The sequence below is a fragment of the Paenibacillus algicola genome (assembly GCF_005577435.1).
Lineage (GTDB): Bacteria > Bacillota > Bacilli > Paenibacillales > Paenibacillaceae > Paenibacillus_AQ > Paenibacillus_AQ algicola.
The window spans coordinates 2,665,208-2,687,642 of the sequence record NZ_CP040396.1 but is presented as its reverse complement, the minus strand read 5'-3'; the positions used below and the strand labels follow the sequence as shown (position 1 = coordinate 2,687,642).

The window sequence follows — 22,435 nt, the reverse complement described above, 5'->3', positions numbered from 1 at the left end:
ATTCATGTAACGAATACAACAAATGAATGCCAATTTAGAAAGGTGGATCATGAAAAGATGAAAATTGCAGCGGATCGATTTACAAGAGAGCTGGAGCAGCTTCACAGAGACGGATATGTTTTGTTTGAGGGGGTATTAAACGCTGAAGAAACCGCTCAGATCAAGCACGGGATTATGGCTGCTTTTGAGGGCAAGGATGAACGTGTTATGCTGCAGGGTCCGATGTTTGAGCACGGGGAAGTGTTTGAGGAGCTTGTGGATCATCCCGTCATCAGTGAATTTATTGAAGAGGTGTTGGGTCAAGACTGCCAGCTTAGCAGCATGAACGGGATGAGAACCCAGCATCATAATGCGGTGAGCAAGTGGCATGTGGACGAAGCGTTATTTTTCCCGCTCCCTGAAGGTGTGGAGCTGGATGCACGGATTCAATTACCGGTATATCTCATGAATGCCCTCTATTATTTGGAGGATGTGACCGAGGAGCTTGGACCGACCCAGGTTGTGCCGGGTTCTCACCGGGCCGGCAAGGATCTGGGATTTACCGAGCATATTGAGAGCTATAACGGTCAGGGACCGGTATCCATTCTGGCTAAAGCAGGAGACTGCCTGGTGTTTAACAGCCAGATATGGCATCGCGGTGCTCCTCACACGAGCCATTCGCCCAGGTATGTTCAGCAGGTGATATATCGCAAAAAATTTATCGTCCCCCATTTGAGTCACGACAACAATGTGTTTTATAAAGCGCCGGAAGATGTCATTGCGCGCGCCAATCCCCGCCGCAGACGATTACTTGGCCATAATTCACAAATTTTCTAAACCTGATATCGAGCCCTATATAATTAGCGCCGGCCAGCCGTCATTGTGACGCCGCCGGCGCTTTTACATGCTTTAGACCTCCTCCTGGTTGACGGGTGACAGATCCAGCTGGCGATACTGTACAGCCTCTGCCACATGTGTAAAGCGAATGATGTCAGAATGCTCTAAATCGGCAATCGTTCTTGATATTTTTAGGATACGATCATAGGCTCTCATACTCAGGCCCAGCGCTTCCAGTGTGGTATCCAGCAGATCGGAAGCCTCTCGCTCCAGCTTGGCGAAGGTACGCAGTGCGCTGCCCTGCAGCTCACTGTTCCATGAAAAGCGGGTGTGGCGGTATCTGCTCAGCTGAATATCCCGGGCGGACAGGACAAGCTGCTTCATATCCGCAGAGGATAAGGCTTGGCTTTCACTTGGGCGCTCTTTAGGTCTTGGTACGTCCACTTGAAGATCGATGCGGTCCAGCAGCGGTCCGGATATTTTGGCACGGTAGGCTGAAACTTTAGGAAGACTGCAGGTACACCGATGAAGGCCTGTCGGCTCAGCTCCGAAGTAGCCGCACGGACACGGATTCATCGAGGCAGCCAGCATAAACCGGGCAGGGTACGTAAAGACGGCTCTGGAGCGGCTGATCGTCACCTCATAATCCTCCAGCGGCTGGCGAAGCACTTCCAGGACGCTGCGCGAAAATTCCGGCAGCTCATCCAGAAACAGTACGCCGCGGTGAGCCAGGCTAACCTCGCCGGGCTTCGGTATTCCTCCTCCACCAATGAGGCCGCCGGGAGAGATCGTATGATGAGGAGAGCGAAAAGGGCGCTTGCGGAGCAGCGCATCATCCTGCTTCAGCTTGCCGGCGGCGCTGAAAATTTTGGTCGCCTCCAGCGCTTCCTCTTCACCAAGCTCTGGTAAAATAGTCGGCAGCCGCTTGATCAGCATCGTCTTCCCGGTGCCGGGCGGACCAATAAGAATGAGATTATGCATGCCTGCAGCAGCAATGGTCATCGCTCGCTTGACATGCAGTTGACCGTAGACATCACTGTAGTCCTCTGCAAACGCAGATTCTGCAGATGAAGGGACCGTCCCAGAGGCAGAAGAAGAGTCAAAGGTAAGCCTTCCAAGATCCACAACAGGAGGCCGTCCCTTGCGTGATGACGTAGCTGCCTCCGTCTTCGCTATGTTCTCACTTGAGCTGGAACAGGTCTCCAGCAGCTGACTGAGATGCTCCAGGCTATAAATAGGTATGCCCTGAATCAGAGACGCTTCCTGCGCGTTGGCCTGCGGCAGCAGAATGCCTTGAAAGCCTTTGGTTCTCGCTGCTTCTGCGATGGACAGCGCTCCCTTTACCGGGCGAAGACTACCGTCAAGTGCGAGCTCTCCGATGATGAGCAGCTTCTCTGCTGCCGGGAGCACCAGCTGTTCGCTCGTGGTCAGAATCCCGAGAGCAACTGCCAAGTCAAAGGCGGCGCCCTCTTTCCGTAAATCAGCCGGAGCAAGATTGACAGTAATCCGCTGCAAAGGATAGGTGAAGCCGCAGTTCTTGATCGCAGCCCTTACCCGTTCGACGGATTCTCGAATCGAGGAGTCCGGCAATCCGATAATGTTAGTTTGGGGCAGGCCATTAGCCAGATCTACTTCAACCTGAATGGGTACCCCCTCAATGCCATACAAGCATGCGCTGTGCAGCTTGCCATACATAAAAAGCACCTTCTCTCTGAGATCCATTTCACTTTTGCACGTCAAAAGTGGGGTTGCATCAGAAAAAAGGTGCTTCCTTATTTTCATAGATACCTATTATAGTAAGAAAAGGTGGATTTAAAGTCAACATAAACGTAGTTAGCCGTAGCTCAATATTGTTTTATTAGTAATTATTATTTAACCGTAACTACCATCTCCTTACAAGTGTTATAGGTGTAAAGCTTTCGATGCTGACTGATCGAGAGCAACACCTGAAAGGGGCTGGGATCCGTTGACCATAGTATGGAGCAATGTGTTTCTATTTTTATTTGTACCGGCAGCGCTGCTGGGAACAATTCTAGGCATTATCCTCTATCTTATACTTCGAACGAAGAAGCACTAAGGAGATCTCTTTGATCTACAATTAAGGAAAATCCATTCATTAAATAACTTATTTTCCCAAATATTCTCTAGAATGAATCATATCCATATCAAAATACTTTAGATGGCTGAAGCGATTTTTAAGGTAAGCGTTTTAAAATCGTGTTACAATAGCTTGGGTTTAAGTATAGGTGAAAAAGGCCTTGTTCCAGTCAGTTTGATAGGAGGATTCCAGAATGAATATCCATGAATATCAAGGAAAACAAGTACTGAAGCAATATGGAGTAGTCGTTCCAAACGGAAAAGTAGCATTCACGGTGGATGAAGCTGTGGAGGCCGCTCAAGCACTCGGCAGCCCGGTTACAGTGGTGAAGGCTCAAATTCACGCAGGCGGCCGCGGTAAAGCGGGCGGTGTTAAAGTAGCGAAGAGCCTGGATGAAGTACGTGCTTATGCAGAGGAAATCCTGGGCAAAGTGCTCGTAACACATCAGACAGGACCGGAAGGCAAGCAAGTTAAGCGCTTGCTTATCGAAGAAGGCTGTGATATCCGCAAGGAATATTACGTCGGCGTCGTTGTGGACCGAGGTACAGGACGTGTAGTCATGATGGCATCGGAAGAAGGCGGCACCGAGATTGAAGAGGTAGCAGCTGCAACGCCGGAGAAGATCTTTAAAGAGGTTATCGATCCTGCGGTAGGTATGCAGATGTTCCAGGCACGGAAGCTGGCTTATGCCATCAACATTCCGAAAGAGCTGGTCAATAAGGCCGCTCAATTTATGATTGCGCTTTACACTGCATTTGTCGAAAAGGACTGCTCGATTGCCGAGATCAATCCACTGGTTGTAACCGGAGACGGGAATGTTATGGCTCTGGATGCGAAGCTGAATTTCGATTCCAACGCCTTGTTCCGTCATAAGGACATTCAGGAGCTGCGCGATCTGGAAGAAGAGGATGAGAAGGAAATCGAAGCGTCCAAATACGATCTCAGCTACATAGCTTTGGACGGAAATATCGGATGTATGGTTAACGGAGCCGGATTGGCGATGGCAACCATGGACATCATTAAATACTATGGCGGCGACCCTGCGAACTTCCTTGATGTTGGGGGCGGTGCTACAACGGAGAAGGTAACCGAAGCTTTCAAGATCATTCTGTCTGATCCACAGGTTAAAGGAATTTTCGTCAACATTTTTGGCGGCATTATGCGTTGTGACGTTATTGCTACCGGTGTTGTGGAAGCGGCCAAGCAGATCGGACTTACTCGCCCTCTCGTTGTGCGTCTGGAAGGAACAAACGTGGATCTGGGCAAACAGATTCTGGCCGAATCCGGACTGAATATTGTACCTGCTGATTCAATGGCGGATGGAGCGCAGAAGATCGTTTCTCTCGTTCAATAATATTCATTCCTGCAGAAGCATGCATGTGAGGCACGAAGGAAGAAACATTCCGTCCGTGCGATTGCTGTCCTTTTCAAATAACAGTTAGGGGATGTGAATCAATCGTGAGTATTTTGGTCGACAAGAATACAAAAGTGATTACCCAAGGAATTACCGGCAAGACGGCTTTGTTTCATGCCAAAGGCGCGCTCGATTACGGCACGCAGATGGTAGGAGGAACTTCTCCGGGCAAAGGTGGAACTCAAGTAGAGATTACACTGGAGAATGGCGAACTGGTGAGCCTGCCGGTATTTAATACCGTAGAGGAAGCCAAAGCAGCTACAGGCGCTACAGCAAGCGTCATTTATGTACCTCCAGCATTTGCAGCCGACTCCATCATGGAAGCGGTCGACGCTGAGATGGAGCTTGTCATCTGTATTACTGAAGGCATTCCGGTGCTTGATATGGTGAAGGTTTCCCGTTACATGGAAGGCAAGAAAACCCGCCTGATCGGCCCTAACTGCCCAGGTGTGATCACACCAGGCGAGTGCAAGATCGGTATTATGCCTGGATATATTCACATGCCAGGTCATGTTGGTGTCGTTTCCCGAAGCGGAACGCTGACTTATGAAGCGGTTCATCAGCTGTCGGCTCGCGGTATTGGCCAGTCCTCCGCTGTCGGTATCGGTGGAGACCCGGTGAAGGGCTCTGAATTTATCGACATCCTGAAGCTTTTCAATGAGGATCCTCAGACAAAAGCCGTGATTATGATCGGGGAAATCGGCGGAACCGCAGAGGAAGAAGCGGCGGAGTGGATCAAAGTGAACATGACCAAGCCTGTCGTTGGCTTCATTGGTGGCGCAACAGCGCCTCCAGGAAAGCGCATGGGACATGCCGGTGCGATTATTTCCGGCGGTAAAGGTACAGCAAGCGAGAAGATTTCCGTTCTGGAATCCTGCGGCATCAAGGTTGCGCCAACACCATCCGAGATGGGCTCCACCTTGGTTAGCGTTCTGGAAGAGAAGGGCATTCTGAATCTCTGCACAACGCACTAGGATGAATTGAATGCTTCTACATCGCAATAGTTAAACAATCGCAGTACAGGTAAGCAACCTTTTATTTCCTGATGGAAATGAAGGGTTGCTTTTTGCGTTTTTTTACTACTATATATATGGGAGGAATAGCTATGTCAACAAGTCCGCGGTACGAAAAAGCAATGCTGGTAGCTTTGCATGAAACGGAAGGTATTGGCTGGAAAACGATAGATAATCTCTATGCTTCTGGCTTGCATATGGACATGTGCAGTTATGGAGTCAAGGATTGGACGGCGATGGGGATTCGTGTCGAGGCTGCTCATCGGCTGTCCCTACATTTTGCAGAGGCTGTCGAGAACGCAGGCAATCGGCTGTCGAAGGAGCAGAATGAGGGAATCAGGGTGATCTGTATTCTTGATTCCATGTATCCGGATATGTTAAAGTCTTCTCCCCGGCCGCCTTGGGTCATGTATGCCCGCGGAAGCCTGGATTTACTGAACGGTCCGTCGCTTGCCGTGGTGGGCACCCGCGTTCCAACGGCGTATGGACGCAAAGTAGCCACGCTGCTGACGGAGGATCTAGTTATAAAAGGAGTGACTATTGTCAGCGGCCTTGCCCGCGGTATTGACAGCATCGCCCATGCTGCAGCGCTAAAGCAGAACGGAAAGACTATTGCCGTCCTGGGTGCGGGCGTGGATACGATTTATCCGCCGGAGAATCGTACCTTATATGAAGAAATCGCTCAACAAGGACTGCTGTTATCGGAATATCCGCCAGGCACCGGGGCCCATCCGGGCTATTTTCCACAGCGCAACCGGATTATTGCCGGGATTACATTGGGAACGCTCGTGGTAGAGGCCGACATTCGAAGCGGCTCTTTAATTACGTCGGATGCAGCGCTGGAAGCAGGACGGGATGTTTTTGCAGTTCCGGGTCCAATCACTTCCCCCAAAAGCAGAGGAACGCTTGAGCTGATCAAGCAGGGTGCCAAGCTGGTTACCGGGATTGAGGATATTACAGAAGAGTATCAGCGCCAGCTGAAGGAGGCTGCGGAGAAGTCTTCTGTAGGTGCCCATACATACACAAAAGATTATGCCAGCAGTGTCGATGGGTTGACAAAAGAGGAAATGGAACTATACCATATGTTGCAGCAGGGTCCCGGATCTGTGGATGAGCTGCTGGAGCGTACCCGGTGGGAATTTGGACTTTTGCATTCAGTTCTGTTATCTTTAATCATAAAAAAGCAAATTACCCAATTACCCGGTGCTATATATAAACTAATATAATAGGTAGTTAACTTTTGGAGGAGGATGAACCTGTGGCGGATTCACTCGTCATCGTCGAATCGCCGGCCAAGGCGAAAACGATTGGCAAATATCTCGGCAGCAAATATATCGTGAAGGCTTCAATGGGCCATGTTCGTGATCTGCCGAAGAGCCAAATCGGCGTTGAGGTCGAAAACGATTTCAACCCGAAATATATTACGATCCGCGGAAAAGGTTCGGTTCTTAAAGAGCTGAAGGATGCCAGTAAAAAAGTGAAAAAAGTATACCTGGCAGCTGACCCCGATCGCGAAGGAGAGGCCATTGCCTGGCATTTGGCGCATGCGCTTGAACTAGACGAAACTCAAAGCCTGAGAGTCGTATTTAATGAAATTACCAAGACGGCGGTGAAGGATGCATTCAAAACACCGCGTAAAATTAATATGGATTTAGTAAACGCACAGCAGGCGCGGCGGATTCTGGATCGCCTTGTGGGATACAAGATCAGCCCTCTGCTGTGGAAAAAAGTGAAGAAGGGGCTCTCTGCCGGCCGTGTTCAGTCCGTTGCGGTCAAGATTATTCTGGATCGGGAGCATGAGATCAGCGCTTTCGTACCTGAGGAATATTGGACGATTACAGCGAAGCTGGCGGTGAAGGGCAGTGCTTTCGACGCCAAATTTCATAAGCTGGACGGCAGCAAGAAGGAGCTGGGCAGCGAGCAGGATGTTAACGAGGTGCTTTCGATCATTCAGAAGGCTTCCTTTGAAGTGAGTGAAGTGAAGGAACGAGAGCGCCAGCGTCACCCGTCGCCTCCATTTACGACTTCTTCTTTGCAGCAGGAGGCAGCACGGAAGCTGGGCTTCCGCGCGGCAAAGACGATGTCGGTGGCCCAGCAGCTGTATGAGGGCGTAGAGCTGGGGAAAGAGGGAACGGTCGGCTTGATCACCTATATGAGAACGGACTCCACGCGGATCTCGGAGACCGCCCAGGGTGAAGCCAAGGAATTTATTACGGGTAAATATGGTACGGATTATGTGCCAGAAAGCCCGCGTCAATATGCCAAGAAAGCTTCTAATGCTCAGGATGCGCATGAAGCTATTCGTCCGACCTCGATCGAGCGTGATCCGGAGAGCATGAAGCCATTCATGAGCCGTGATCAGATGAGGCTGTACAAGCTGATTTGGGATCGGTTTATTGCGAGCCAGATGGCGTCCGCAATCCTGGATACGATGTCTGTAGATATTGCTGCAGGCCGGGCAACCTTCCGGGCAACGGGATCGAAGGTTCGGTTCCCGGGCTTCATGAAGGTATATGTGGAAGGGAATGATGACGGTACGACAGAAGAAGAGAACTTTCTTCCTGCTCTGCAGTCCGGTGACAAGCTGGAACATGACAGCATTGAACCGAAGCAGCATTTTACACAGCCACCGCCAAGGTATAGCGAGGCACGGCTCGTCCGCACGCTGGAGGAGCTCGGCATTGGCAGACCAAGCACTTACGCGCCAACGCTGGAAACGATTCAGAAGCGCGGCTATGTCGCAATTGAAGAGAAGAAATTTATGCCTACCGAGCTCGGTGAATTGGTCATCGAGCAGATGGAGCAATTTTTCCCGGAGATTCTGAACGTAGAGTTTACAGCCAATATGGAAGAGGACCTCGACCATGTAGAAGAAGGCGCGGAGGATTGGGTAAAGGTTCTTGGAGAGTTCTACAAGTCCTTTGAGAAACGTCTTACGGTAGCTGAGGAAGAGATGAAAGAGATTGAGATTGAAGATGAGGTCTCTGATGAAATCTGCGAGAAGTGCGGCAAGCCGCTAGTGTACAAGCTTGGCAGATTCGGCAAGTTTCTGGCCTGCTCCGGGTTTCCAGATTGCCGGAATACGAAGCCGATCATTAAGGACATTGGAGTAACCTGCCCGAGCTGTAAGGAAGGCCATGTCGTGGAACGGCGCAGTAAGAAAGGCCGGGTGTTTTATGGCTGTGACAGATATCCGGAATGTGAATACGTTTCGTGGGATAAACCGTCACTGAAGCCCTGCCCGAATTGCAGCAGCCTGATGACGGAGAAGAAGACGAGACAAGGAATTAAGCTGCAATGTACGTCCTGCGATCATTCTGAAATGATGGAAGAGCCGGAGGACGGTTCAGATTTTTAAGGCATAACAGGGGGTAAAGGCAAACGTGAAGGATATACAAAGAGTTACCGTGATTGGAGCAGGACTTGCGGGAAGCGAGGCGGCCTGGCAGCTGGCTAGCCGCGGGGTTCCGGTTACATTATATGAAATGCGTCCGGTCGTCAAAACGCCGGCACATCATACCGATCAATTTGCGGAGCTGGTATGCAGCAACTCGCTGCGTGCGAATGGCATGAGTAATGCTGTTGGGGTACTGAAGGAAGAAATGCGCATGCTGAATTCCCTCGTGATTGGGTCGGCAGACCGCAATGCCGTTCCGGCCGGTGGAGCGCTGGCTGTGGACCGTGACGGCTTCTCCGGTGAAATTACAGAGACGCTGCATCAGCATCCGCTGATTGAAGTCGTAAATGAAGAGCTCCAGCATATACCTGAAGAAGGGATTGTCGTCATTGCTACAGGTCCGCTGACCTCTCCTGCGCTGTCCCAGCAAATTCGGGAGCTGATGGGCGAAGATTACTTTTACTTTTATGATGCCGCAGCACCGATCATCGAAAAAGATTCCATTGATATGAGCAAGGTGTATCTCGCCTCCCGATATGACAAGGGTGAAGCGGCCTATCTGAATTGTCCTATGACCGAAGAGGAGTTTGATCGCTTTTATGAAGCGCTGATCTCGGCTGAGGTTGCCGAGCTGAAAGAGTTTGAGAAAGAAATCTATTTCGAGGGCTGTATGCCCATTGAGGTCATGATGAAGCGTGGCAAGCAGACGGCGTTATTCGGCCCTATGAAGCCGGTAGGCCTTCCTAATCCGCATACCGGTACTTTGCCTCACGCTGTAGTCCAGCTCCGTCAGGATAATGCTGCAGGTACGCTCTACAATCTCGTCGGGTTTCAGACTCACTTAAAGTGGGGCGAACAGAAGCGGGTATTCTCGCTGATTCCTGGACTTGAGAATGCGGAGATCGTCCGATATGGCGTTATGCACCGCAATACATTCGTGAATTCGCCGAAGCTGCTAGAACCGACTTATCAGGTAAAGGGGCGTCCGAACTTATATTTGGCCGGGCAGATGACTGGTGTCGAGGGCTATGTGGAATCTGCGGCATCCGGGCTGATTGCAGGAATTAATGCTGCAAGAGCAGCGCTTGGCAAAGAGGGGATTGTATTTCCTGAGGAAGCCGCCATCGGCAGTATGGCTCAGTATATAACGAATGCCGACCCGGAGCATTTCCAGCCGATGAACGCGAACTTCGGTTTGCTGCCGGTTCTGCCCAAGCGAATTCGCAACAAGAAAGAGAAGAATGAAGCGTTGGCGAACCGGGCTATTGAGAAGCTGAATGAATTTATTCATACACACGAGCTCCGTCGATCTTAATCCGGTAGTGACAACCTGACAGCAAATTTCATCCACTCGATTGAAGTATGTGAGGAGGCGGTTATACCATGGAAATGAGTTTTCATGCGACGACCATCTGTGCGGTTCGCCATAATGGCAAATCGGCGATCGCCGGAGATGGTCAGGTGACATTTGGACAAAATGTTGTGATGAAGCAGACCGCCAAAAAAGTACGCCGTTTATACCGGGGACAAGTTGTCGCCGGTTTTGCCGGTTCTGTGGCCGATGCTATCACGCTGTTTGAGAAGTTTGAAGGAAAGCTGGAGGAGTACCAGGGAAATTTGCAGCGGGCTGCCGTAGAATTGGCCAGAGAGTGGCGTCAGGACCGGATCCTGCACAAGCTGGAGGCCTTGATGATTGTGATGGATCAGAGCGGGATGCTCCTGATCTCGGGCGGCGGCGAGATCATCGAGCCGGATGATGAGGTGCTGGCGATCGGTTCTGGCGGAAATTTTGCCTTGTCCGCAGGCAGAGCACTGAAGCGCCACGCTGTTCATCTGGAAGCCGCAGACATTGCCAAAGAGGCGCTGTTGATTGCGTCTGAGGTATGTGTATATACGAATAGTAATATCATCGTAGAAGAAGTGTAGATATCGCTCAGTAACGATTGCTGCGACATGCAGGGTGGAGGAATGAGATGAATAACGAATCGATGACGCCTAGACAAATTGTAGCCGAGCTGGATAAGTATATCGTCGGTCAGAAGCAGGCCAAAAAATCCGTGGCTGTAGCACTCCGCAACCGCTATCGGCGCAGCCGGCTCAGTGAAGCCGAGCGCGAGGAGATCGTGCCTAAGAATATTCTCATGATGGGACCGACCGGTGTCGGTAAGACCGAGATTGCTAGGCGCCTGGCTAAGCTGGTGCACGCGCCGTTCGTGAAGGTGGAAGCGACCAAATTTACTGAGGTGGGCTATGTCGGTCGTGATGTGGAATCTATGGTCCGGGATCTCGTCGAAACCGCTATTCGAATGGTCAAGGCAGAGCGGACTGAGAAGGTGAAGGATAAAGCGGAAGAGATGGCGAATGAGCGGATTGTCCACATTTTGGTGCCGTCCTCCAAGGGTCAGAAAACGCAAAAGAATCCGTTTGAAATGCTGTTTGGCGGCAGTCAGGGCCAAGAAAACGAAGAGCCGGAGAACAAGAGTGAAAATGACAGCAGTATAAAGGAGAAACGTCGTCAGGTTCGCTTCAATTTATTATCCGGGAAGCTGGAAGAGGATCTCATTGATGTGGATGTGGAGGATCAGACACCTCCGATGTTTGGTATGTTTGCCGGTCAAGGGAACGATCAAATGGGTATGAACATGCAGGAAATGTTTGGAAACCTGATGCCTAAACGCACCAAAAAGCGAAAGCTTCCAATCAAGGATGCCCGCAAGGTGCTGATTCAGGAGGAAGCTGCCAAGCTGATCGATATGGATGATGTGATCCAGGAATCGGTGAGAAGGGCGGAGCAGTCCGGCATCATTTTTATTGATGAGATTGATAAGGTTGCCAGTCAGGGGCGTGCTTCAGGGCCAGATGTGTCTAGAGAAGGGGTACAGCGAGATATTCTCCCGATCGTAGAAGGCTCTACCGTGATGACTAAATACGGACCTGTGAAGACCGATTTCATCCTCTTCATCGCTGCAGGTGCATTTCACATTGCTAAGCCTTCAGATCTCATTCCGGAGCTGCAGGGACGCTTCCCGATCCGGGTAGAGCTGAGCAGCCTTACTCTGGATGATTTTGTGTCCATATTGACCGAGCCGCAAAATGCTTTGACTAAGCAATACACAAGCCTGCTCCAGACGGAGGATATTACGGTACAATTCTCAGATGAAGCTATTCGGGAAATTGCGCAGATTGCTGCCTCCGTCAATCAGAATACGGAAAATATCGGAGCAAGACGACTACACACGATCCTGGAGAAGCTGCTGGAGGACCTGTCCTTTGAAGCCCCCGAGCTTACACTGGATTCCATGGTTATTACGCCGCAATATGTTCGCGAGAAGCTGGGCGAGATTGCTCAGGATCGGGATTTAAGTCAATATATCCTGTAGATGCATCTTTAACAGCGCCATTTGACCCAGGAAATTTAGAACATAAACGTACTTTCGAGTATGTCATTTAGCCAGTACTATGTCGCGGGTCATGTAGTAAATTGGAAATTTGACGAACCTGATCAAGGTCAGAAATACTCAGATTCTAACATAAATTTCAATAATTTAGGATAAATAAGCGCGAAAATGAATCCTAAGCCCTTCTTTGTGGTAAAAGATAGGGCTTTTTTCTTATTGTAAAAAGTTCCAATGTTTAAGAAACTTAGTTTAGGTGACAGCATGTTGTCTTTTTCAACTAAAGTCCCAGGTTGACACGAGTGAATTATTTTTTTTGTCGAATAAAGAGGATTTTAGGTAAAGATGTTGAATTGGTTGTGCAATGACTATGAAGAGAGGATGGGTCTGGTGAACTTGTTAGGGAGCAGCAGCTTTCAACGGCTGCAGGGTGGTTTGGACGCAGCAAACGCTAGAAATGTGGTTATTACCAACAATATCGCGAATGTGGACACGCCTCATTTCAAGCGTTCCGAGGTAGCGTTCGAGAGTATTTTGAAAATGGAAATGAGCGGAATGAAAACAAGTCTGACAGGTAAAAGAACCGATCCGCGTCATTTTGTGATCGGCCCAAGCAGCAAGCTCCCGAGCTCTACCCTTCAAATGGATCAATCCAGTGCAATGAACAATAATGGCAATAATGTCGATATTGATCGGGAAATGTCTTTATTGGCCGAAAATCAGCTTAGATATAACTCTTATGTACAGGCAGTAAACGACCAAATTCGATTAATGCGTGCAGCAGTAGAAGGGAGATAGGTCATTTGAACTTCACAGGAAGCTTTAACATCAGCGCTTCGGCCTTGACGGCCCAGCGGTTCCGGATGGATGTCATCTCCTCGAACATTGCTAATGCAGAAACAACCCGGGCCAAGGTGGAGAATGGTGTGTCCGTGCCATACCGCCGCAAAACCGTCGTTATGGAGCCGATGAAGCAGAGCTTTGATGCCATGCTTCAGGCCAAGATGAATGGCAGCAACCAGCCGGTGCAAGGGGTGAAGATCAGTCAGATCCGCGAGGATCAAGCCCCGCTTAAGCCCGTATACAATCCGGAACATCCCGATGCCAATGCGGAGGGCTATGTCTTTATGCCTAACGTGGATATTACTAAAGAGATGGTTGACCTGATTTCTGCAAGCCGATCCTATGAGGCCAATGTAACAGCATTGAATGCGACAAAAGCCATGGTGATGAAGGCGCTGGAAATTGGAAGATAAGATTTTGTTACATAACATGCGACAGGAGGAACCATTTTGATCCAGAATACTATGTTCAATCCCGGGAGCTTGCCTCTGCAGGCATCAACCTTGGCCAAGCCCGCAGCTACACCTTCGGATTCCATTCAGCAGTTTGGTGCATATTTGCAGGAAGCGATTCAGTCCGTGTCCGCCCAGGAGAAAAGTGCAAGCCTCATGAGTGACAAGATGATCACCGGGCAGGTGAGCGTGGATCAGACGATGATTTCTGCTCAACAGGCTTTGCTGAGCGTACAGCTCACCACTCAGGTCCGAAACAAAGTAGTAGAGGCCTATCAGGAGATTATGCGTACGCAAATGTAAGCTACAGCAATGACTGTGATGAGGTGACAATGTGAATGAGCGATTAACCCAGTACCGGGAGAAAGCTTCCGGTTATTGGAATCAATTTAGCAGCAAGCAAAAAATCATGCTTGTATCGACGATCGTTTTTATCATAATTGCGATTGTCGCATTAACCATAAGGTTCTCGAAGACGGAATATGAAGTTGCCTTCCGAGACCTGGATGCTGCAGATGCAGCCGGAATTATGAGTCATCTGGATTCGCAAAGCATTCCTTATCAGCTGGGACCTGACGGCACAACGCTCTCCGTTCCAAGCAAGGATGCAACTCGCGTTCAGATTGATGTAGGCTCTCAAGGTCTCGTACAGAACGGGACGATTGGACTAGAAACGTTCGAACAGAACTCTTCCGCAATTGGGATGACGGATAATGAGTTCGAAGTGAAATATGTAAATGCTCTAAATGGCGAAATAGAGCGCATGCTCAGGAAGATGAGCGGAGTACATGACGCCACAGTCCTATTGAATCTTCCGAAAGAGAGTCTCTTTGCATCTCAAGCCGACCGTGAGAAAGCAACGGCTTCTGTGGTCATGAAGTTCAAGCCGGGCTACCGTCCAAGCCAGGAAATGATTGACAGCTATTATAATCTCGTCAGAACCTCAGTGCCGAATTTACCGGTTGAGAACATCACAATTACAAATGATGAAGTAGAGCTGCTCGCTACTGCCAAAGGCGGTCAAGGTGGTTTGATTGGCAAAGTCGAAGAAAACTTCGCACTGCAGAAGCAGTTTGAGAACAATGTACGCCAGAATGTGCAGCAATTTCTATCCCAGTACATGGGTCCGAATAAGGTCAACGTGCTCGTCATGTCCACACTGAACTTTGATCAGATTCAAAGCAAGGAAAATTTAGTTACGCCGGTCAATGAAGAAGAAATGAAGGGAATCGAGATCAGTGTGCAGGAAATCCAGAAAAATTATTCCGGTACTAGCAATCCTACAGGCGGTGTTGCAGGGGTAGGCGAGGAAGAAATTTCAGGATATCCCAGTGATTCTTCAAGCGGCGAGAGTAACTCGGAAGAAAGCTCAAGCACTATCAATTATGATGTTAACCGAATTACAAGAGACGTGATCTCCAGTCCTTATTCTGTAAAAGATTTAACCATTAATGTCTCTGTTGAACCACCCGGCGGCGAGGAAAATTTGGATGAAGCTACACGCGGGGCGATTGAGAACATATTGATCAATATCGTCAGAGCCTCGTTAGCGGAGTCGAGCCTTGCATATACAGATGCTGATTTGGCTAAAAAAGTTTCGGTCGTGTCGCAGGTTACAGATAACAGCTTGGCTGAAGAATCTGATTCTCTTCTATCGAATCCGATCATTTGGGGAGCAGCCCTGGCGGCAGCCGCTTTGCTGGCCGGAGGGATTATCTTTATGGTTCGAAGACGAAGAGCGCAGGACGAAGAAGAGGAGCTGGAGCTACCTCCGATTACCGAATTGCCTTCCATTAATCTGGAAAGCGTCACGAACGACAGCCAGGTTCGCAAGCAGCTGGAAACCCTGGCGAAAAAGAAGCCGGACGAATTCGTCAATTTACTTCGCACGTGGCTTGCTGAGGAATAGGAGTGGAAGCATTGTCCAGAGTTACAAATCCCATGTTAAGCGGCAGGCAAAAGGCTGCCATCCTGTTGATTACACTCGGGCCGGAGGTATCCGCCCAAATCTTCAAGCATCTGAGAGATGATGAGATCGAACAGCTTACTCTGGAAATTGCGAATGTGCGCAAGGTAGACGGTGGCGAGAAAGAGCTCATTATGTCGGAGTTTCATCAGATCTGTCTTGCCCAGGAGTATATTTCTCAAGGCGGCATCACGTACGCCAAAGAAATTCTGGAAAAGGCTTTGGGAAGTGAAAAAGCGCGGGAGGTTATCAACAGGCTGACCGCGACCCTGCAGGTCCGTCCGTTTGATTTTGCGAGAAAAGCAGACCCGAGCCAAATTCTCAACTTTATACAGAACGAAAATGCTCAAACGATTGCTCTGGTGCTGTCGTACCTCCAGTTTGAGCAGGCTGCTTCGATTCTGTCGGCTTTGCCGCAGGACAAGCAGGCAGAGGTTGCCCGCCGGGTTGCGGTTATGGATAGCACCTCGCCCGAGGTCATTGCTCAGGTCGAGCGGGTGCTGGAGCAGAAGCTGTCATCAACCGTCACGCAGGATTACACGAGTGCCGGCGGTATTGAATCAATCGTTCAGATTCTGAATGGAGTCGATCGGGGAACTGAAAGAACGATTCTCGATGCGCTGGAGATTCAAGATCCGGAGCTGGCGGAAGAGATCAAGAAACGGATGTTTGTCTTTGAGGATATTGTCAATGTGGACAACCGCTCGATTCAGCGTATCATCCGCGATATCGAGAATGCGGATCTGCAGCTGGCACTGAAGGTGGCAAGCGAGGAAGTTCGAGATGTTATTTTCCGGAATATGTCCAAACGGATGGCGGAAACGTTCAAGGAAGAGATGGAGTATATGGGTCCTGTGCGTTTGCGTGACGTTGAAGAGGCGCAGACGCGCATCGTAAGCACGATCCGCAGACTGGAGGAAGCTGGAGAAATTATCATCGCCCGTGGCGGAGGAGATGACATCATTGTCTAATTTGATCAAGCCTTCTCAGTACATGCCGATTGATATGCTAAAGGAACTGGATTTGTCCCGGAAGTACGCTTCAACGGAGCCGGAAGAGAGAGAGACGGCAGTATTTGAAAGTGAGCTCCAGCCCGAAGTACAGCACACTTTGGAATCGGCTCAATTGGCCAAGCAGGAAATGCTGCAGGATGCAAAGGAGTTTGCCGAGCGTCAAATCAGGGAGGCTGCAGAGGCTGCGGAGCAGCTGCTTTCCCAGGCGCAGGAGCAAATTGCAGTCTGGTGGGAAGAGCGTCGAAGTCAGGACGAAAGCATTGCGGAGGGTGCTCGCGCGGAAGGCTTCCAACAAGGCTATGAGGCCGGGTCGCTCAAGGCTCAGCAGGAGATGAATGAGCTCCTGCAGCAAGCGGCCCAGGAAGCCCAGGGCGTCTTGAGCCAAGCTTATTCAGCCAAGGAAGAGCTGATTCAGGAAGCCGAGCCGTTTCTTGTAGAGCTCAGCTGCTCGGTCGCCGAGAAGATTGTCGATCACCAATTGACATTGGAGCCTGATTTCGTGCTGAAGCTAATTCGAAAGAACTTGGCCCGCAAGAAGGAGAAAGGGATGATTTCGCTCTGTGTGGCTCCCTCCCAGTTCGCATTCGTTCACGCCGCCCGGGAGGAGCTTGCATTAAGCGTCGACTCCCAGGCGGAGCTTCAGGTGCTGCCGGACTCCACTGTAACGGATTTGGGATGTGTGATTAGGTCATCCTTCGGCAGTGTAGATGCCAGAATTGATACACAGCTGTCCGAGATCAAGAAGGAATTAATTCGGATATCCCTAGATGACACGCAACGGAGAGCTGCCGATGAGTAAGCTGGACAGCAGTCGTTATAAAGATCATCTGCAGCATGTGGATCCTGTGCGGATCAACGGTAAAGTGACTCAGGTTATCGGCCTGATGCTGGAATCAGAAGGCCCGGATGCAAGTATTGGCGAGGTGTGCTACATCTATCCCTCCAAGCAGAGCAAACCGCTGCAGGCTGAAGTCGTGGGTTTTCGTGATAATAAGGTGCTGCTGATGCCTTTGGGGGATCTGCATTCAATTGGTCCAGGCTGTGATGTCGTTGGCACCGGCAAGCCGCTTAATGTTCAGGTGGGATCGGAGCTGTTAGGTAAAGTGTTGGACGGCTTGGGACAGCCTTTAGACGGTTCTGTGCTGCCCGCACGAATGTCTCACAGCTCTACCAATAATATCCCGCAGAATCCGTTGAATCGTCCGCGTGTGCAAGAGCCGATCAGCATCGGGGTGAGAGCTATTGACGGCCTCCTCACGGTCGGTAAAGGGCAGCGGGTCGGGATTTTTGCCGGCTCAGGGGTCGGAAAGAGCACCTTGATGGGCATGATCGCCCGGAACACCTCCGCAGATGTGAACGTCATTGCTCTAATCGGAGAGCGGGGCAGAGAGGTGCTCGACTTTATCGAGCGCGACCTGGGACCAGAGGGCTTGAAGCGTTCCGTAGTCATCGTGGCCACCTCGGATCAGCCAGCGCTCATTCGGATTAAGGGCGCATTGATTGCAACGACCATTGCTGAATATTTCAGGGACCGCGGCTTAAATGTCATGCTTATGATGGATTCGGTCACCCGTTATGCAATGGCACAGCGTGAGGTCGGGTTAGCGGTTGGCGAGCCTCCTGCAATGCGGGGATACACCCCGTCCGTGTTTGCCAGCCTGCCGAAGCTGCTGGAACGAGCCGGTACAGGTCCAAGCGGCTCGATTACTGCTTTTTACACGGTGCTTGTTGACGGCGATGATATGAATGAACCGATTGCTGATGCTGTCCGCGGCATTTTGGATGGACATATTGTGCTGAACCGCAGCATTGCTAACAAAGGGCATTTCCCAGCGATTGATGTGCTGGCGAGCATCAGCCGTGTCATGAAGGATATTGCACACGAGGACCAGCTGGAAGCGGCCGAGAACGTAAAACGGCTGATGGCCGTATACAAAAATTCCGAGGATCTGATCAACATTGGAGCTTACCAGCCAGGCTCTAATGCGGAGATTGACGAGGCTATAAATATGATCCATCAGATTTGGGATTTTACGAAGCAGAAAGTCAATGAAAAGGTAAGTCTGGAAAAGGTGCAGGAGCGTCTAATTGCTGAATTTTCAAGGAGATGACGATGATTCATGAGGTTTCACTATGCATTTCAAAAAATCGTAGATCTTAAAGGCAATGAGAAGGCACAGGCCGAGTGGATGCTGTCTGCGGCAATTGGAGAATTGAAGGCGCAGGAGCAAAATCTGCATCAGCTGCTTCAGAAGCGGGACGAGATTGGCCATTCCCTTCAACAAGCAGCCCAGAAAAGTACTCCGATCTCGGAAATGTGCCGCCTGCAGTCTTATGCAGAGTATCTGGACACCCTCATCGAGCAGAAGAATACGGATATTGAGCAGGCCCACAGCAACGTGAAGCATAAGCAGGGAAAGCTGACCGAGAAAATGCTGGATGAAAAGGTCTGGATGAAAGCAAGAGAAAAATCACTTGAGAAGTTCCGGCACGAAAGTCTCCTGCGGGAACAAAATGAGCTGGACGAGCTGGCTACAGTCCGTTATACGGTCCAAAGCCGCTAGATCGGAGGCGTTTTTCGAATAAACGCGTCCTTAGCCCGCAGAGGAGGATAACATTAATGGCTCGCAAGGATATGCCGCTGGATCAAGAGGAATCAAGCGGAGGCTTGGAGAAAAGCCTGCTGTTCCTGATCCCGATTATGTTCACAATCGTTTTGGTGGGCGTTCTGCTCACGCTGTTTAACATTGATTTTCGCAATAGTGCAATGAATTTAGGAAACAAGATTCCTATCGTGAAGGATTGGATACCGGGCCCGGAGCTAACCCCGGAAGAAGCAGCTGCCCAGGACAAGGAAGATAGCACGGCAAAGGAATTGGAGGCTCTGAAGCAGCAACTGGCCGAACGGGAGCAGGAGCTTGAAGAAATGACCAGTCAGAAGAACTCCCAAGAGACCAAAGCTGCGGAGCTGCAGGCGCAGTTAGATGCAGCCCAGAATGAGGCTGCGGCAGAGGAAACAGAGGATCCCTATTTCCAGCAGATTAGTGACCTGGCTAAAATGTATGCTGGCATGAGCCCCAGTAAAGCAGCTCCCATTATCGAGAGCTTGATGAAAGAGGAAATGGTGCTCATCCTGGGAGCCATGAAGAATGATCCACGAGCGGCGATTTTGGAAAAAATGAACCCTCAAACCGCAGCGGATGCAACGATGCTGTTAAAGGATGCAAAGCCGGCGAGGGATCAAGCGATTGCGGCGCTGCAATCCCGTCTAGCTAAAGAAGAGCAGGATGTATCGGATAGCCAGCGAAGCAGTCTGGATCAAAATGAGCTAAGCCAGACCTTCTCCAGAATGGCACCTAAGAGCGCTGCAGAGCTGCTGATTCAAACCTATAAGATTACACCTGATAAAGCGATTACGATCCTTAAATCCGTCGATGATGCAGCCAGAGCCAAAATTCTGGATGAGCTGTCTGGCGCTGAGCCTGAAATGGCTGCCAGAATCCTGAATCGTCTGATGGGTGCCCAGTAGTTTTTTATCCCGGGAAAGCCATGGGAAAGGAGGTGAATAATCCATGTCATTAATCTTTCAAAAGCTGACGGCCTCATCCGGTGCATCCTCCAGTCCGTTAGGCAAAGTCTCTGAAGCGGGTCAACAGGGGCAAGGTGTACTGCTCGGGATGTTCGGCGAGGCTTTAAATCTCCAAATGGGTGCGGAAGGCAGCAAGAAATCGATGCCTGCCGATGTCAGCGGCAATGGCTTGAATCCGCTGCTTGCGTGGTTACGCAGCACGCCGGCTGAAGGCTCTGAACTGATTGCCGCGGGAGAGAGTGCACTCTATATAGAGAGTGATATTAGCAGGCTGGCCGAGCTGCTTCGTACTTCCGGGAGTCTGGCAGATGCGTTAAAGGACCTGAGGCTTGCCGGAAGCCAGGAGCTGGATCTATTAGAAGGGGCACTGCAATACACCGAGGTCCCTCATTTGGAACAGCTGGAGCAGGCATTAGAAGAGAATTCAGACCTGCTACAGGAGCTGCAGGCCTGGCTGGCTACGGCTCAGCTGGTCATCCAACGCTTCCAATCCATGCAGCAAGAACAGGGCTCGGCAGGCTCGGCCAGTGCTGCTTGGACATCAACCGAGGAATCAATGGTTCAACTGCCGGCGCTGGCTGCACATAAAGAAACGATACGCTTTGCCGTTCAGGACATACTGACACAGCTTTCTCAGCTCAAGGTAAAGCCAGAGGCTGCAGAGGAGTTCAGCTCCCAGCTGCGCAATCTGTTAAAGGGCTATGAAGAGATGCTTCATGCTGCGGTCCGCGGCAAGTTCACGAAGCAAGAATTCTCTGAGGTTTCTATTAAAGCAAATGCATCGACAGCGCTGCCGCTTATGGAAGAACAGTCAGAATTTTCTGAGCTGCTGCCGGAGCCGGAAGTATTAACAGCCGGACAGCTGGCTATTCGTTCGGGAGGCAGCACGCCGATCAAGACGACAGAACCGATGCCAGTGCATCAATTTGCAAGGGAAATGACCCAGTTTACGGTAAACAAGCTGGAATTTATCAAGCAGCAGGGCTTCACTGAAGCCAGAATTTCTTTGAATCCAGAGCATCTGGGCAAGGTCGACATCAAAATAATGATGCAAAACGGCCAGCTGGTGGCGCAGTTTATGACTCACAGCGCTGAAGCCAGGGAACTGCTTGACCAGCAAATGACCCAGCTGCGTACGGCATTGCTGGGACAAGGTCTGCAAGTCGAGAAGCTGGAGGTTACTCAGAACAGCCAGACCTCCACGTCCCAATTTCATATGCAGGACGGCAGGCAGTCAGGTTCAGGACAGCAGCAGCCGGGCAGACGCTCCAAAGAAGCCGATACGACGACTGACGACGCTTTACTCACCGCAGAGCTGACCGAGGAATGGAACGAGCGGAAGGCCGAAGCGGAGCAACTCAGCCAGTTAGGCCGGGAGGGTGGCTTCCAGGCTAAAGCTTAGAACACGGAGGTGAACACAATTATGGCCTCAGGCTACATCAATCAAGCAGTATGGCCTCATTATTCGCCAAGCAATATCCAGCAGGCCGGCAAGGCCGAAGATACGAGCACGATGGGCAAGGATCAATTTCTGAGTATTTTGATTGCGCAGCTTCGTTATCAGGATCCTATGCAGCCAATGCAGGATAAGGAATTTATTGCCCAGATGGCCCAATTCACTTCCTTGGAGCAGCTTATGAATATCTCATCCCAGTTGACCGATATGAGGCAGTCTCTTGGCAGTGCGTCCGGTCTAATCGGGCAAAAGGTAAGCTGGATTGCGGTGGATCAAAGCGGAAACTCTTCCGTTAAATCAGGCATCGTGGACTCGATCCTCATCCGGGGAGGCATGCATTACGCAAGTATCGGAGCGGCAGAGATTGCGCTGGAGCACATCGTGCAGATCGAGAACGCACCGGCATCAGCCCCTTCCCCATCACCAGAGACGCCAACACCAGCGCCGGGTGAGAGCAGCAATGAGGATATTCAGCTGGCTGAAGATGACGGGAGCTATAGTGATAATACAGCGGATTCTCAACAGCCTGCTGACGGTACTGAAATATGAATGACCGGATAACCATTGGATCGATGTATCCAGGCACCCTTCATCCTGCTTCTCTACACAACAAAAGACAGTCTTCTCCTCCAGGCAGCTCTGCAGAGAACGGGGTGTTCAAGGAGCTTCTAAGAGAGAATCAGATCAAAATCAGTCAGCATGCTGCCAAACGAATGGAGCAGCGAGGCATTCAGCTTCAAAGCGACCAGCTGGCTCAGATCAGCACCGCAGTCGAGCAGGCAGCAGCCAAAGGCAGTAAAGAATCACTGATTCTGCTCAAAGACATGGCATTTATTGTGAACGTGCATAATCGCACGATGGTGACAGCGATGGATGGCAAGGCCATGAAGGACAATGTGTTTACACAAATTGATAGTGCGGTCATCATTTCTTAATTATTAAACGGCTGGCCCGTAAGGAAGCCATAGACCGTGGATCGACAG

General features: G+C 50.4%; 21 protein-coding genes. 20 read left to right on the top strand and 1 reads right to left on the bottom strand.

Annotated features, from left to right (window positions below):
- Window positions 1-57: 57 nt before the first annotated feature.
- The gene (locus tag E6C60_RS12455) at window positions 58-816 is read left to right on the top strand and encodes a phytanoyl-CoA dioxygenase family protein (RefSeq protein ID WP_138226140.1); all 759 of its coding nucleotides are present in this window, start codon (window positions 58-60) and stop codon (window positions 814-816) included.
- Between the two features lie 72 nt (window positions 817-888).
- On the opposite strand, the gene E6C60_RS12450 is transcribed toward E6C60_RS12455, so the two are convergent.
- Window positions 889-2,511, bottom strand: a complete 1,623-nt coding sequence (locus tag E6C60_RS12450) for a YifB family Mg chelatase-like AAA ATPase (protein WP_138227787.1) — start codon at window positions 2,509-2,511, stop codon at window positions 889-891.
- 596 nt (window positions 2,512-3,107) lie between these two features.
- Between E6C60_RS12450 and sucC the strand changes: the two genes are divergently transcribed.
- The 19 genes from sucC (at window position 3,108) to E6C60_RS12355 (ending at window position 22,387) form a co-directional block, all read left to right on the top strand.
- On the top strand, window positions 3,108-4,268 hold the full coding sequence (sucC, locus tag E6C60_RS12445; protein WP_138226139.1) for an ADP-forming succinate--CoA ligase subunit beta: 1,161 nt from the start codon (window positions 3,108-3,110) through the stop codon (window positions 4,266-4,268).
- A 104-nt stretch (window positions 4,269-4,372) separates the two neighbouring features.
- The gene (gene sucD, locus E6C60_RS12440; RefSeq protein ID WP_138226138.1) at window positions 4,373-5,302 is read left to right on the top strand and encodes a succinate--CoA ligase subunit alpha; all 930 of its coding nucleotides are present in this window, start codon (window positions 4,373-4,375) and stop codon (window positions 5,300-5,302) included.
- A 131-nt stretch (window positions 5,303-5,433) separates the two neighbouring features.
- Window positions 5,434-6,567 (top strand): DNA-processing protein DprA, encoded by a 1,134-nt coding sequence (dprA, locus tag E6C60_RS12435; protein WP_138226137.1) that lies wholly within the window; start codon window positions 5,434-5,436, stop codon window positions 6,565-6,567.
- Window positions 6,568-6,599: 32 nt separating this feature from the next.
- Entirely contained in the window at window positions 6,600-8,699 is a 2,100-nt protein-coding gene (gene topA, locus E6C60_RS12430; protein ID WP_138226136.1) for a type I DNA topoisomerase, read from the top strand.
- 25 nt (window positions 8,700-8,724) lie between these two features.
- The gene (trmFO, locus tag E6C60_RS12425; RefSeq protein WP_138226135.1) at window positions 8,725-10,053 is read left to right on the top strand and encodes an FADH(2)-oxidizing methylenetetrahydrofolate--tRNA-(uracil(54)-C(5))-methyltransferase TrmFO; all 1,329 of its coding nucleotides are present in this window, start codon (window positions 8,725-8,727) and stop codon (window positions 10,051-10,053) included.
- A gap of 68 nt (window positions 10,054-10,121) precedes the next feature.
- Window positions 10,122-10,664 (top strand): ATP-dependent protease subunit HslV, encoded by a 543-nt coding sequence (hslV, locus tag E6C60_RS12420; RefSeq protein ID WP_138226134.1) that lies wholly within the window; start codon window positions 10,122-10,124, stop codon window positions 10,662-10,664.
- A gap of 47 nt (window positions 10,665-10,711) precedes the next feature.
- The gene (hslU, locus tag E6C60_RS12415) at window positions 10,712-12,118 is read left to right on the top strand and encodes an ATP-dependent protease ATPase subunit HslU (RefSeq protein ID WP_138226133.1); all 1,407 of its coding nucleotides are present in this window, start codon (window positions 10,712-10,714) and stop codon (window positions 12,116-12,118) included.
- Window positions 12,119-12,523: 405 nt separating this feature from the next.
- Window positions 12,524-12,931, top strand: a complete 408-nt coding sequence (gene flgB / locus E6C60_RS12410; protein WP_138226132.1) for a flagellar basal body rod protein FlgB — start codon at window positions 12,524-12,526, stop codon at window positions 12,929-12,931.
- A gap of 5 nt (window positions 12,932-12,936) precedes the next feature.
- Complete coding sequence (gene flgC, locus E6C60_RS12405) at window positions 12,937-13,389, top strand: flagellar basal body rod protein FlgC (protein ID WP_138226131.1); 453 nt, start codon at window positions 12,937-12,939, stop codon at window positions 13,387-13,389.
- Window positions 13,390-13,425: 36 nt separating this feature from the next.
- The gene (fliE, locus tag E6C60_RS12400; RefSeq protein WP_138226130.1) at window positions 13,426-13,731 is read left to right on the top strand and encodes a flagellar hook-basal body complex protein FliE; all 306 of its coding nucleotides are present in this window, start codon (window positions 13,426-13,428) and stop codon (window positions 13,729-13,731) included.
- A 31-nt stretch (window positions 13,732-13,762) separates the two neighbouring features.
- On the top strand, window positions 13,763-15,337 hold the full coding sequence (fliF, locus tag E6C60_RS12395; protein ID WP_138226129.1) for a flagellar basal-body MS-ring/collar protein FliF: 1,575 nt from the start codon (window positions 13,763-13,765) through the stop codon (window positions 15,335-15,337).
- Window positions 15,338-15,369: 32 nt separating this feature from the next.
- Window positions 15,370-16,365 (top strand): flagellar motor switch protein FliG, encoded by a 996-nt coding sequence (fliG, locus tag E6C60_RS12390; protein WP_407669162.1) that lies wholly within the window; start codon window positions 15,370-15,372, stop codon window positions 16,363-16,365.
- Entirely contained in the window at window positions 16,358-17,206 is an 849-nt protein-coding gene (locus E6C60_RS12385) for a FliH/SctL family protein (RefSeq protein ID WP_138226127.1), read from the top strand. Before fliG ends, E6C60_RS12385 begins: the two co-directional genes overlap by 8 nt.
- Entirely contained in the window at window positions 17,199-18,518 is a 1,320-nt protein-coding gene (fliI, locus tag E6C60_RS12380) for a flagellar protein export ATPase FliI (RefSeq protein ID WP_138227786.1), read from the top strand. The genes E6C60_RS12385 and fliI overlap by 8 nt, the downstream gene beginning before the upstream one ends.
- A gap of 9 nt (window positions 18,519-18,527) precedes the next feature.
- On the top strand, window positions 18,528-18,971 hold the full coding sequence (gene fliJ, locus E6C60_RS12375) for a flagellar export protein FliJ (protein WP_138226126.1): 444 nt from the start codon (window positions 18,528-18,530) through the stop codon (window positions 18,969-18,971).
- 56 nt (window positions 18,972-19,027) lie between these two features.
- Window positions 19,028-19,936 (top strand): MotE family protein, encoded by a 909-nt coding sequence (locus E6C60_RS12370; protein WP_138226125.1) that lies wholly within the window; start codon window positions 19,028-19,030, stop codon window positions 19,934-19,936.
- A gap of 43 nt (window positions 19,937-19,979) precedes the next feature.
- The gene (locus E6C60_RS12365) at window positions 19,980-21,398 is read left to right on the top strand and encodes a flagellar hook-length control protein FliK (protein ID WP_138226124.1); all 1,419 of its coding nucleotides are present in this window, start codon (window positions 19,980-19,982) and stop codon (window positions 21,396-21,398) included.
- 21 nt (window positions 21,399-21,419) lie between these two features.
- Window positions 21,420-22,001 carry a flagellar hook capping FlgD N-terminal domain-containing protein gene (locus E6C60_RS12360; RefSeq protein WP_138227785.1) on the top strand — a complete coding sequence of 194 codons (582 nt, stop codon included), beginning with the start codon at window positions 21,420-21,422 and terminating at the stop codon, window positions 21,999-22,001.
- The gene (locus E6C60_RS12355; protein WP_138226123.1) at window positions 21,998-22,387 is read left to right on the top strand and encodes a TIGR02530 family flagellar biosynthesis protein; all 390 of its coding nucleotides are present in this window, start codon (window positions 21,998-22,000) and stop codon (window positions 22,385-22,387) included. The genes E6C60_RS12360 and E6C60_RS12355 overlap by 4 nt, the downstream gene beginning before the upstream one ends.
- Window positions 22,388-22,435 lie beyond the last annotated feature (48 nt).